The sequence below is a fragment of the Pseudomonas sp. genome, assembly GCF_026224925.1.
Lineage (GTDB): Bacteria > Pseudomonadota > Gammaproteobacteria > Pseudomonadales > Pseudomonadaceae > Aquipseudomonas.
The window spans coordinates 1-12184 of the sequence record NZ_JAMFRV010000025.1 but is presented as its reverse complement, the minus strand read 5'-3'; the positions used below and the strand labels follow the sequence as shown (position 1 = coordinate 12184).

At 56.8% G+C, this 12184-nt stretch carries 12 protein-coding genes; 2 read left to right on the top strand and 10 right to left on the bottom strand.

Features of this window, described 5'->3' with window-relative positions; translation table 11 throughout:
• The 10 genes from M0974_RS01400 to M0974_RS01355 form a co-directional block, all read right to left on the bottom strand.
• Positions 1–787: biotin/lipoyl-binding protein (locus M0974_RS01400; RefSeq protein WP_297831697.1), on the bottom strand; the 787-nt coding region annotated here is incomplete at its 3' end.
• Complete coding sequence (locus tag M0974_RS01395) at positions 780–2339, bottom strand: TolC family protein (protein ID WP_297831695.1); 1560 nt, start codon at positions 2337–2339, stop codon at positions 780–782. The genes M0974_RS01395 and M0974_RS01400, both read right to left, overlap by 8 nt.
• Positions 2332–3057 (bottom strand): hypothetical protein, encoded by a 726-nt coding sequence (locus M0974_RS01390; RefSeq protein ID WP_297831693.1) that lies wholly within the window; start codon positions 3055–3057, stop codon positions 2332–2334. The genes M0974_RS01395 and M0974_RS01390 overlap by 8 nt, the downstream gene beginning before the upstream one ends.
• Positions 3058–3110: 53 nt before the next feature.
• Positions 3111–4319 carry an ABC transporter permease gene (locus M0974_RS01385; RefSeq protein WP_297831690.1) on the bottom strand — a complete coding sequence of 403 codons (1209 nt, stop codon included), beginning with the start codon at positions 4317–4319 and terminating at the stop codon, positions 3111–3113.
• Positions 4306–5028: an ABC transporter ATP-binding protein gene (locus M0974_RS01380; RefSeq protein WP_297831687.1), complete on the bottom strand. Its 723-nt coding sequence runs from the start codon at positions 5026–5028 to the stop codon at positions 4306–4308. Before M0974_RS01380 ends, M0974_RS01385 begins: the two co-directional genes overlap by 14 nt.
• Positions 5029–5207: 179 nt before the next feature.
• Entirely contained in the window at positions 5208–5402 is a 195-nt protein-coding gene (locus tag M0974_RS01375) for a LuxR C-terminal-related transcriptional regulator (protein WP_297831685.1), read from the bottom strand.
• A gap of 470 nt (positions 5403–5872) precedes the next feature.
• Positions 5873–6343: a VOC family protein gene (locus tag M0974_RS01370; protein ID WP_297831682.1), complete on the bottom strand. Its 471-nt coding sequence runs from the start codon at positions 6341–6343 to the stop codon at positions 5873–5875.
• Between the two features lie 52 nt (positions 6344–6395).
• Positions 6396–6755, bottom strand: a complete 360-nt coding sequence (locus M0974_RS01365; RefSeq protein WP_297831678.1) for a YciI family protein — start codon at positions 6753–6755, stop codon at positions 6396–6398.
• A 283-nt stretch (positions 6756–7038) separates the two neighbouring features.
• Positions 7039–8286 carry an RNA polymerase sigma factor gene (locus M0974_RS01360; protein WP_297831675.1) on the bottom strand — a complete coding sequence of 416 codons (1248 nt, stop codon included), beginning with the start codon at positions 8284–8286 and terminating at the stop codon, positions 7039–7041.
• Between the two features lie 61 nt (positions 8287–8347).
• On the bottom strand, positions 8348–9664 hold the full coding sequence (locus tag M0974_RS01355) for an MFS transporter (RefSeq protein WP_297831673.1): 1317 nt from the start codon (positions 9662–9664) through the stop codon (positions 8348–8350).
• Positions 9665–9834: 170 nt separating this feature from the next.
• Between M0974_RS01355 and M0974_RS01350 the strand changes: the two genes are divergently transcribed.
• Together M0974_RS01350 and M0974_RS01345 are read left to right on the top strand one after the other, a co-directional pair.
• Positions 9835–11049 (top strand): low temperature requirement protein A, encoded by a 1215-nt coding sequence (locus M0974_RS01350; protein ID WP_297831670.1) that lies wholly within the window; start codon positions 9835–9837, stop codon positions 11047–11049.
• 203 nt (positions 11050–11252) lie between these two features.
• The coding region (locus M0974_RS01345) for a cache domain-containing protein (RefSeq protein WP_367278933.1) at positions 11253–12184 on the top strand (932 nt) is incomplete at its 3' end.

Here is a 12184-nt window from a genome sequence, read left to right as displayed (position 1 = left end):
GGCCAGGGCTGACGCGGGCGCCTTGTTGCACCGGGCGCGCAGTGGCGTCTGCAGCGTTGCCGGGCAAGCGGACGATGATCCCGGCAAAGGGCGCGCGGACCTCTCGCTGCGCTTCAAGCGCCAACAATGCCTGGTATTTGGCCTGAGCATTGGCCAGTTGCATGTCGGCGATCTGGCGGTGTTCGCCCAAGGCTTTTTCCCCGACGTCCTTGAGTTCAATCTGCGCAGCGTTTACGTCCAGGCGTTGCACGTGGGCTTGCTGCTTCAGGGCATCGACTTCCATGCGTGGCACGATCCCGCGCTCGAGCAAGATGCTGGTTTCTTCGAGTTTGCGCTCGGTGTCGTTCAGGTTTAGTTGGCCGGTGCTCAGCGCCCGTCGTGCCCGGGCCATTTCCTGGCCGCTTGCCCAGCCCTGCAAATCTTGCACGGCGCGGCGCGCTTTTAGCAGCTCTGCCAGTGAGTCCCGCAGCTGGATTTGCAGAAGTCCGGTGTCCAGTAGTAGAAGCAATTGACCGCGTTCCACGCGCTGGCCCTCGATCACTGGCTTGTCCTCCACCACGCCGTCAAAGGGCGCAGTGAGTATTTGCAGCGAGCCCGGCTCGATCCGCCCCGCCACGCCCAGCCTTTGCACCAGCGGCGCGGTGGCTATAGGCAGCCACTGCCCGGTGTTTGCCGCCGCGGGCCCTGCGCTGATATAGACGAACAGCCCAAGTGCACTGACCAGCACACTGCCGACCGGCCCCGCCGTTTTCAAACACCGATAGCGGTTAATCAGTGGCTTAGTCATTGAGGGCAATCTCCCAGCTCTGCAAGGTCATGCCCAGACGCTCGTCCAACTCAGTCTGGGCATTCAGATAGGCAATCTGCGCGTTAAGCATGGCGTTCTTCGACTGGCGCAAATCGTCCTCGAAACTCAACACCTGAAAGTTGCTGGAGCGTCCCAGTTGTAGCTTGTCGCGCTCAATGTCTAACTTGCGTTGCGACAGTTGCTGAACCCGTTGGGCGATTTCGTATTGGCGCCAACGGGCGCTCATGTCGCGCACGCTGTCATTGACGTTTTGCTCCAGGGTTTGCCGCGCCCCGGCCTGCTGGATGGCGTGATTCTGTAACGCGACCTGCGCGCTCACCACTTGTTTACGAGCGCTCAAATCGCCAATCGGGATGGTCAGTTGAAGACCGGCGTAACTGTCCCAGCTTCTATTAATGTGTAACGGCTCGGTGCCGGGGCTGCTACGCGACTGGCTCGCGCCGCCGATCAACGAGACGTCCCACAAGCGTTGGTTCTCAGCGACCCGTAAATCAATCTGTGCCTGCTCTCCGGCGATTAACTGCTGCAAATACTCCGGTTGCTGTGCCAACGCAACGCGCAACGCATGTTGCCGATCCATCTCCAGACGCTCAACCTTGAGCACGTCGCTGGCTCTTAGTTGAGTGCCTTGGTCCAGCGCCAGCAGTTGCAAAAACTTCAGCCGGTTCTGGTCCAGTTGATTAGCGGTTTCTTCAACATTCATTTCTTGGCTGGCCAGTTGCGCCTCGGTCTGCACGCTTTCAAATTCGGCCATGCGGCCTGCTGTAATCAGGGCCTTGTTTACCTCCAATAAATCTCGATGGCGGGTCAGTGCCGCGTGGGCAATGCGTTGTTGTTCTTGGGCCTTGAGCAACTCGCGGTAGGCCAACACAATCTGCGTGACCGCCTGCGAAACCGTGGCCCTGAGTTTCAAACGGTTACCGTCCTCAGCCAGCCGTGCAGAGCGCACAGACGCGGTGACGATGTCGCGTCCTGCGCCTCGAAGCAACGGCTGAACGACCTGGAATACAAGGCCGTTTTCCTGCTTGTGCCCGCCTTGTTTGGCTCGATTGAAATGCTGTGTCCATGACAGGCTGAAAAGTGTCCCCCATTGGTTAAGTAGTTTGGTGGAAGGCGACAGGCTGTAATCGCGCTGATGGTCAGCACTGCCACGGTTCGCCTGAGACTTACTAGTGATTTTTGACTGTGGCATAAAGCTGTTTTCCGCCACGCGCAGGGAAAACTTCTGCTCAATCCGCCGCAGGTATGCGCTACGAATACTGCGATTATCACGCAGCCCGAGGTACACCGCGTCCGTCAGCGTCAGGTCCACCGTTGACGCCGAAACGGACGGCGCACTGACAAACGCCATGCTCGGTTGCGAAGCGCGGGTCTGAGTTGATCCGCTCACGCTGTTGGCACCCAAAAGCGCCGCCAACGGGACCGCATGCGCCAACGCAGCGTGTATCCAAATACGTTTGCGGCGCAGGTCGACGCTGGCCTTAAACCGTTCAACAGAAGATGTGGCGTGGGCGGTGACTGCCTTAATCATCAGCACGTTTTCGTTCACACGGTCCAACAGCGGCCAGCAGGCTTTCCGGGGTTTGCTCCTTGAACAGCAGACTCAGTGGCTTGCTCAATGTCAGCGTGCCGTAGAGTTTTTGTTCGCGCTCCAGATAAGCCTGTTGAACGTCACGGTAACCGTCCTGATAGATGCTCTGTTCTATGGGCAGCAATGCGTCGAAGTGTTCGAGCAAGCCCTGGAACACCAAGCGTCGCTCGACGGTATTTTGGGTGGTTGCAATCAACTTGATGAAATAGCGGCTGTCGCAAGCCCGCAATTCTTCGTTTGCCGCATAGCGCTCCGCGAGATTAGTACGCCGTGATTCGTCATACACCACGCAGCACAACGCGTCCCTTGGGAAGCCGGCGAAGGGATTTTCCGCGTACGCCCGACGGTGATGACACGCCAGCGCAAACTCAATCGCCTGGTCTGTGAACATCAGCGACATCGCATGTTCAGAGTCAGGCAATAACTGCAGACTGGGCGCTTGCCGACCTTGTTCAGCCACTTGGGTTGAAAACCTTGCAAATAACCCCCCCGGACCGACGAGGTCCATCTGCAACTTCAGCAGCGTTTTTTTCGACAACACCGCCTGTTGTGCGGCCAGTTGTGAATGGTCGAGCGGTATATCCCCCTCGACAGTAAAAAGGTTAGCCCGCTGCGGGGTCGCAACGGTTACATCAGCGGTGGAAGTGGAAACAGTCACGAGCGTTACTCCAATTGTTATTAGGGAAGACTTACGGGTCTTGTGAGGTGTGTTCATTCATCCCGCAACGCGACGACCGGCGATAACCGAGACGCCGCAATCGCGGGGTACAGCCCAAAAAACAAGCCAATCAATAGAGAGCTGCCAATCCCCAAGGGCAAGGACGACAGCGACAGGCTGAATTGCCAGCCCGAAAACAGGGTAAATACGTAGGCCACTGCCACACCCAGCAACGCGCCAAGCACAGCACCGGCGACAGAAAGCGTGGTCGCTTCGAGTAAAAACAAGGTGCGGATATCACGCGCACGAGCGCCTAACGCCATGCGTACGCCAATCTCGCGACGTCGTTCGGAAACGTTCATCAGCATCACGTTCATCACCCCGACCCCGCCCACCAGCAATGAAATACTGCCCAGTCCGGCGAGCAGCCAGGCGAAGGTTTCCGTCTGGCGCTTGAGCCCTTCAAGCAGTTGTTGCGGGATCTGCACGTCCACTTCGCGCCCCTCAAGTTGTACGCTCAGTAGTGCTTTCAGCGCCTGGGCGGTGGACGGTAAATCGATGTCGCTGCGCACCTTTGCCAGCACGCTGCCTACCTCGGCCGAAGGGCGCAGGCGTTGCATGCCTTCGAGGGGAATAAAGACCGACTCATCCGCAATGATTGGCATAAGCGGGTTGGACGCTTGGGAGCGTGCGATGCCGATAACCTGGTACACGTAGTGATCGATTTGCAGCGAATCGCCCGGCCGCAACGGCGTGCCGTTTACACCTAAGTCGTCTGCGACCCGCGCACCGACGACCACAAACGTGCTGCGCTGATCGAACACTGAAATAAACCGCCCGGCGCGCAGCTGCAAACTCATGATTGCAGCAAGCCCCGGAGTCGTTCCAATCAGGCTTGCGTCGGTAGCTGTAGCGCCACGCTTGAGGCGTACCGAGTGCTGGGTGATCGGCGCGACATGGGAGATACCTGGCACCTCCCGACGGATCTGCTGCACATCCAGCGTGAGGGGCAGCGGCGGCTTCTTCTGGGCAGAAAAGGGAAAACTAACCACCAGTGTGTCGGTGCCCATGTCCTTGAACGTGCGCATGGCGTCTTCGGCGGCATTACGCCCAATGTTGAGCAACGCGATGATTGAGGCGCTGCCCACGACGATGCCCAGCAGCGCAAGCAATGACCGGCGGCCCAATGCACGCAAGCTCTCGGCTGACTCGACGAACATCTGCAACCACGACAGCGAAGGCACCGTGTCAGAAAGCCTCATGGGCGCTCTCCTCATGCAGCTCTCCGCCAATCACTCGAATCTGTCGGTCAAAGCGTTTCGCCAATTCGCCATCATGGGTCACCATTACCAACGTCACCCCGTGGTCGCGATTGAGCCCCAGCAGCAGCGTCATAATGTCTGTGGCCGTTTGGCTATCTAGGTTACCGGTAGGCTCATCGGCCAGTATCAGTGTCGGCCGCCCCACCAAAGCACGGGCAATCGCCACCCGCTGACGCTGACCTCCGGACAGATCGGCAGGCCTGCAACTGCCCCGCTCGGCAAGCCCGACCAAAGCCAATTGCTCCTGCGCAAACACCCGGGCTTCGCGACGGGGCACCCCGCGATAACTCAGCGGCAGGGCCACGTTATCGAGGACGCTGAGCCGTGGCAGGAGGTTGAATGCCTGAAAGACAAACCCAATGTCGCGGTTGCGCAGGTTGGCCAACTGATCGGCGCCTGCGGTTTGCATGTTTTGCCCGCCGAATACCAGCCGTCCTGAGGTGGGGTGTTCGAGTAACCCTAGTATGTTCAGAAGTGTGCTTTTACCTGACCCGGACGCACCCACCAGCGCGCATGTTTGCCCTCGCTCAATAACAAGATTAATAGTAGTGAGCACGGGAATGATCCGCTGACCACGCCGATAACTATGGTTCACGTTGCGCAGCGCAAACAAGCACGACGACAACTCCATGCGATCTGAACTTTTCATTATTTCACTCCGCATAACCATTGACGCGCAAGTGCCAATCGACAGGATAGAAATCGTTCGTTGACGAGGGACATTCGCCACACCGAAGTTCCGTTACTCAATATGTGTTTATGCACGACATGTTTGATAGTATGACCAACGAACTGTCGGCACAATCCTACAAATGTAGGGTTTTTTAATCAGCGAGATTTCTTTTTTTCCAAGTGCTGTGCCATCAGCGCAGCGCGGGTCTTCACTCCGCTTTTCTGCAGCAATGAAGAAACGTGATCGCGAGCCGTATAACCACTGATATTAAGGGCCTCAGCGATTTGCTTGTTGGTTTTCCCGCATAACAAAAGCACCAAAACATCGCGTTCCCTCCGTGTCACCCGCATAGATTTCAACCTTGTTATTATCAATATCAAATCAGTACGTAGGATTCTTCCTACATATTGTTTTTTATGCATTCATTTAATGGATCGGCAACGGCATCATTTTATTTAGGCCGATTTTCAACAACCTTCACAATGGAGACAGGTGCTCACTGCATTCATATTAACCTTAAGAAAGTTCCTACAATAAAAGCAGACTTACCGTGTAGGACGCTAAAAAATAAGCCACGTAATTACCAAAAATATGCATAGCTCTACCCCACCTTAAATGGTGAATGTTTTTTTCGATCGCGGTTGTATAGACAGGCAGCACAATAAACTTAGCGAATGATAATTACAATCAACTGTTACAATTAACACTGCAACGAAATCGCACTTTAGTAGTCGCTTACACATATTGCGAAGTCGAGCGAGGGCCCGCTCGCACGCTGCAGTCTTGTCTTAGCAGCAACGTGCGAGCGGTCACGGGCGGTTCAGGATTGCATTTGCTTGAATGCCGCTTCGGCGCGCTTGCCGATTTCTTCGGGAGTGAGGTCTTCTTTGTGGGTCGCGATAAACCACAGATGGCCAAACGGATCGCGCAACGTGCCACAACGGTCACCGTAGAACTGGTCCTGCACCTCCCTGGAAACTTTCGCCCCGGCGTCGATGGCGCGCTTGAACTGTGCGTCTACATCCGGCACATACAGGTGCATCCCAAACGAGGTCGTGCCGTTGGGGTCAGCACTGGTGAAGCCGCCTTGGTCGCACGGATCGCAGAGCATGACTTTCGAATCGCCGATCTGGATTTCAGCATGCCCTACCCGGCCATCCGGACCGTTGAGGCGGAAGTTTTCAATCGCACCAAAGGCTTTTTTATAGAACTCGATGGCCTTGGATGCGTCTTTGACGCCCATGTAGACGGTCAGGCTATGGAAGCCTTCCGGTATTGCTTTGACGCTCATGTTCATTCTCCTGATGCGGTAAATGAAAGGCGATCATCCAACGACAATCGCATTAGCTCGCCTGTTGCTGCAGATTCAGCTGACGCACCGGACGCACCTCGACGCTGCCGACCCGCGCCGCCGGGATATTGGCCGCGATGTTCAACGCGTCGTTCAAATCGCGCGCCTCGACCAGGTAAAAGCCAGCCAATTGCTCTTTGGTCTCAGCGAATGGGCCGTCAGTAATCGTCACTTTGCCGTTGCGCATACGGACGGTGGTGGCGGTTTCGACCGATTCCAGCGGCTCTGCTGCCAACATCCGGCCACTCTGTTGCACCGACTGCGCATAGGCCAGGCACTCATCGTCGCGAGGGCTGTCCGGGTGCGAATGCAGGGTTTGTTCGTTGCTGTAGATCAAGCACAGGTACTTCATCACGGCCTCCGTCGCTGGCGTTAAATGCCGGCTTACGGGAATAGTCGTTTGCAGGGGCTGGAATTCGACACAGCGCTAAGTGAGGCATTTTGGATTCTGACCGGTGGTGAGTCCCGGGGACCGCGTCGGGGCATTCGCAGGCAAGCCTGGCGCCCACAGTTTTGTCAGCGGCCTCAAATCCGGCGACATGCTGAGATTCGGTGGGACCGAACCTGTTCGGGAAGCAGACGACTAGGTGCATTAGACATATCGCGGCGCGGCCTTCATTCCCTGAGGCTGTCCGTTAATTTAATTCACTCAAGCAGCGTTCGAGAAACTGGCGATCTACGCGTTGTTGCGACAGCTTGATAGCTTTTGTGTAAGCGACGCGGGCTTCGTCTATGCGGCCCAAACGCCGACACAAGTCGGCTCTCGCGGACCACGCCAAGTGGTAATCCAGCAGTTCGCCTGCGTCCAACAGTCCGTCCACCAAGCTCAACCCGGCTTCTGGCCCGCGAAGCATCGCTACGGCGACCGCTCGATTGAGCGCCACCACCGGCGATCCCGTAAGGCCAACCAGCACGTCGTACAAGCCGACGATTTGTTGCCAGTCGGTGTCTGTGGCGTAGCGGGCTTCGGCGTGCACCGCGGCGATGGCGGCTTGTACGCTGTAAGCACCAACGCGACCCGAGCGCAGCGCTTGTTCGACCAACGCTTCGCCTTCGCGGATCATGTCTCGATCCCACAGGCTGCGATCCTGCTGATCGAGCAGCACTGGCTCGCCACTGCTGGATAAGCGCGCAGGCCGTCGCGACTCGATCAACAGCATCAGCGCCAACAACCCCACCACCTCCACTTGCGGCAATAGATCAACCAACAAACGCCCGAGCCGCAGGGCTTCGCTGGACAGATCGCTGCGCGTCAACGTATCACCGGAGGTGGCGAAATAGCCTTCGTTGAACACCAGATACACCACACGCAGCACCGCATCCAGGCGCTCGGGCAATTGCGCGTGAGACGGCACTTCGTACGGGATATGGGCGTCGCGAATTTTGCTCTTGGCACGCACAATTCGCTGTGCCACGGTGGACGGCGTGATCAAAAATGCCCGGGCGATTTCTTCAGTAGAGAGGTCACAGACCTCACGCAAGGTCAGGGCGACCTGCGCATCCGCAGTCAAGGCCGGGTGGCAGCAGATAAAAATCAAACGCAGCCGGTCGTCTTCGAGGCTGTCTTGATCGGCGGGATTGGCGTGCATCTGCCCTTCCAGCAGAAGCGCCAAATCAGCTAACGAGGCATTGAAACGTGCTCGACGCCGCAGGCTGTCGATGGCTTTGAAGCGTCCGACGGATATCAGCCACGCACGGGGATGGTCAGGTATTCCAGCCTGCGGCCATTGTTCGACGGCCGCAATAAAAGCATCTTGTAACGCCTCTTCGGCCAGTTCGAAGTTGCCCAGCAGCCGAATCAGCGTGGCCAATACCCGACGCGACTCCTGACGAAAGATCGTTTCAACCTCATGGTGTATGGACAGGCCATTGTTATTATTCATGCTGGCGCCTCCCAACGAGTCAATCAAGGAGCATAGCCCTTCCACCAGAGGGCTTTTTGGCTCAGGTCACCGACCTCGCGACTGCACCGTCGACGTCCACGCCGCGTTTCAGACCAAAAAATGCGGCCGTCGCTAAACCGACACCGCCCATCACCGTGCAATACACCACACAGACCCATGGGCTCCACGGCATCAACGCGATCAACATTAACGGCGTGGTGCTGGCCCACAGCGCGTAAGCAATGTTGTACGTGAAGGAAATGCCTGACACGCGAATGTGCGCAGGAAACAAACCGACCATCACTGACGGTACGACCCCGACGATGCCGCAGGCCAATCCAGCGATGGCATAGGCCAGGCCCGGTGAGAGCCAGTCATTGATCAGGCTGGCGTACAACACGCCGACGCCCAGCGGCAACAAAAGGCTGTAGACGATGACACCGCGCCACGCGCCCAAGCGGTCGACCAACATACCCGCCAGGACGCAACCGATGTTGAGGAAGACGATGCCCACGGCACTTAAAGCAAACGTGTGGCTGGCGCTCATGCCAAAGCGTTGTTGCATGACGGTTGGCGTAATCACCACCAGCACCACCACCGCCGAGGTCAATACGCACGTGAGTAACACCGCTGGCAATAACGCCTGACGGTGCTCGCGCAACACCGCACGCAATGGGAATTCGCCCAAGGCGTCACGTTGTGCCTGCAACGCCATAAACACTGGGGTCTCACTCAACCAACGACGCAGCCAAACGCCGACAACGCCGAACACACCGCCCAGCAGAAAAGGGATACGCCAGGCGAAATCGAGGATTTGCTCCGGGCTGTAGACGCGCGAAAGCCACGTTGCGACCAGCGCGCCCAGCAGATAGCCAAAGGTCAGCCCCGCTTGAAGCACACCTAACGCATAACCGCGATGCCCCGGCGGTGAATGCTCCGCAACGAAAACCCAGGCGCTCGGTACTTCGCCACCCACCGCTGCGCCTTGCAGGATTCGCAGGGCCAAAAGAATCAGCGGCGCCCAATAGCCAATATGGACGTATGTCGGCATCACCCCAATCAGCAAGCACGGCAGCGCCATCAACAGAATGCTTAGGCTGAACACACGCTTGCGGCCCAGCCGATCGGCGAAGTGCGCCATCAAAATCCCGCCCAACGGGCGCGCCAGATAGCCGGTGACAAATATGCCAAAGCTCTGCAGCAAACGCAGCCACTGCGGCATGTCTGGCGGGAAAAACAACTGGCTCAGGGTCAGCGCAAAAAATACGAAAATAATGAAGTCATAGATTTCCAGCGCGCCACCGAGCGCCGCAAGGCCCAAGGTCTTGTAGTCAGCCCGGGACAGCGGCTGGGTACGCAGTTGAAGAGAGGCTGTCATTTAGAAATCCGAAAGTGCTAGTTTGAGACTGCCAAAGGCCAAATCGCCCGGACATAAGGCGCCAAGCATAGCAAAGCTCACCCTGTGCAGACCAAGACCGGCTGAACCAACTGCTTTGCCGATGAGTCTGCTGATAACAACTTCACCTGGCCGTTTGCCGAGTTTCAACCATGAGCCCTTCTTCTTTATTGCGCAGTCGTGGCAGCCAGGACAGCGGCAAGGTCGGCATGATCGAGTTGTTTTTCGATCTGGTGTTTGTCTTTGCCGTCACCCAACTGTCGCACTCATTGTTGGCCAACCTCACGGTGCAAGGCGCGGTGCAGGTGACGATGCTGTTGTTGGCGGTGTGGTGGGTGTGGATATTTACCTCGTGGATTACTAATTGGCTCGACCCGGAGCGCATCCCCGTGCGCCTGGCATTGTTTGCGCTGATGCTGGCCGGCTTGCTGTTGTCGGTGTCGATCCCCAATGCCTTCACCAATCGCGGCGCTATGTTCGCTTTTGCTTACGTAGCGATGCAGGTCGGGCGAACCTCGTTCGCGATCTGGGCAGTACGCCACGAGCCGATCAGCATGACCCGCAACTTTCAACGGATTCTGGTGTGGCTACTGTGCTCCGGGGCGTTCTGGATCGGCGGCGGGCTGGCAGACGAGGGTCTGCGGCTAGGACTGTGGGTGGTGGCACTGTCGATCGAACTGGTTTCACCGTCGGTTTACTTTTGGGTGCCGGGGCTGGGTCGTTCGAGCCTGAACGACTGGAACGTCGAAGGCAACCACATGGCCGAGCGTTGCGCGCTGTTCGTGATCATTGCGCTAGGCGAATCGTTGTTGGTCACTGGCGCGACCTTTGGCCAGCTAGAGCTGACGCTGAACACGGTCATTACGTTTCTGGTCGCCGTGCTCGGCAGCGTGGCCATGTGGTGGGTGTATTTCGACAGCGGCGCAGAGCGCGCCCACCATCGTATCGCTAACTCTAATGACCCTGGCCGTGAAGCACGCATGGCCTACACCTATCTGCATATATTGATCATCGCAGGGATCATTGTCAGTGCGGTCGCCGATGAGTTGGTATTGATGCACCCGGACCAAGCCACATCCCCTGGTATCTGCGCGATCCTTGCCGGGCCGAGCCTTTATCTGCTCGGCACTGCGTTGTTCAAGATGGTGACCGCCGAACGCATCATTTTGCCGCTGTCCCATCTGATCGGTTTGCTGTTGCTGATTATTCTCGCGCCGTTCGCCTTCGCTCAGGTGCTTTCGGCATGGGTATTGGGCTCTTTGACCACCGGTATTTTGCTGGTCGTAGCGACGTGGGAAAGCGTGGCCTTGCGTAAAATGGCGCAGACCGGCAGCACACATGCGCTTGGCCAGCGGTTGCCTAAATAACTGATGACTGACAACGCCCGCTTTCAGGCGCCATAGCAGAAAACGCACACGGAAAGGGCACAATTGCGACATTTAGATATGTTAAAGCGTCGTTTTTCATGACTCTTCAGTCATAAAATAGCGCTTAATCACTCGCTAGTGGCTAATTGGCATAAGTCTTGCGCAGGGACAGGATCATCAGGCCGATGTAGAAGGAGTACGGCATGACTTTGCGCAGTGAATCAATGCAACTATCTACCGCCGAAAAGGGGTGGCTTCCCTGGTTTGGCAAGACCGGAAAAATCGCTATGCTTCGTTCATGCCGATTGAATAAAACGTTTTATCCGGTCATTGAACAAACCTTTGAATCCATCGCCCAAACCCGCGTCAAATTGCTTCAGCGCTGGGCCCAGGAATACTGGGATCACTTGGGCGAAGTGAGCAGCAACCTTGCAGGCGACCTCACTCAAATTGACAGCACGATGCTCAAGGAAAAGCTTAATCAGGCGTCTGACTTGTCTGAGTTATTTGTGGTCGATATCCACGGTGAGGTACTTGCCTCGACGTGGCCAGCGCATTGTAAAAGCAAAGACCTGAACCCACTTGCATTGGCCGAAGGCTTGAAAGCCCCGTTCCTGCATGGCCCTTACAGCGATCCGTTGACCCTGAAGATTGGTCCTTCGACTTCACGCTTCCATGATGAAATCACCCTGATGTTTTATCAGCCGCTGTTCCTTAACAATAAGGTCATCGGTTGTTTGTGCGCGCGGGTGCCGAACGATGTGCTGGGGGATTTGATTCAGCGCGAAGCGGGCCATATTTATCCGGAGTCTGGCGATAACTACTTGTTCATGGTCAAGGCGTCCTTTGATCGCAGCCTGCAACCCGGTGTCGCCTTGTCCCGCTCACGTTTCGAGGACAACGCATTCACCCACGGTGAAAATCTCAAGTCAGGCGTTCACACCGCATGGGGATCGGTGAAGATAAAACGCCACACCGAACTCGAACTGCGCTTCATCGACCCGGCAACCCAACAGCTGCACCCTGGGGTTCGTGAAACCATTCGTACCGGTTCCAACCTGTTTGTGACCTATCCCGGTTATGCCGATTACCGGCACATTCCGGTAATCGGCAAGGGGGTGACTTTCCAGCTGCC

Coding starts and splice junctions, on each gene's coding strand:
- M0974_RS01395 (WP_297831695.1), bottom strand. CDS start 2,339: ATGATTAAGGCAGTCACCGCCCACGCCACATCTTCTGTTGAACGGTTT.
- M0974_RS01385 (WP_297831690.1), bottom strand. CDS start 4,319: ATGAGGCTTTCTGACACGGTGCCTTCGCTGTCGTGGTTGCAGATGTTC.
- M0974_RS01380 (WP_297831687.1), bottom strand. CDS start 5,028: ATGAAAAGTTCAGATCGCATGGAGTTGTCGTCGTGCTTGTTTGCGCTG.
- M0974_RS01375 (WP_297831685.1), bottom strand. CDS start 5,402: ATGCGGGTGACACGGAGGGAACGCGATGTTTTGGTGCTTTTGTTATGC.
- M0974_RS01370 (WP_297831682.1), bottom strand. CDS start 6,343: ATGAGCGTCAAAGCAATACCGGAAGGCTTCCATAGCCTGACCGTCTAC.
- M0974_RS01365 (WP_297831678.1), bottom strand. CDS start 6,755: ATGAAGTACCTGTGCTTGATCTACAGCAACGAACAAACCCTGCATTCG.
- M0974_RS01360 (WP_297831675.1), bottom strand. CDS start 8,286: ATGAATAATAACAATGGCCTGTCCATACACCATGAGGTTGAAACGATC.
- M0974_RS01355 (WP_297831673.1), bottom strand. CDS start 9,664: ATGACAGCCTCTCTTCAACTGCGTACCCAGCCGCTGTCCCGGGCTGAC.
- M0974_RS01350 (WP_297831670.1), top strand. CDS start 9,835: ATGAGCCCTTCTTCTTTATTGCGCAGTCGTGGCAGCCAGGACAGCGGC.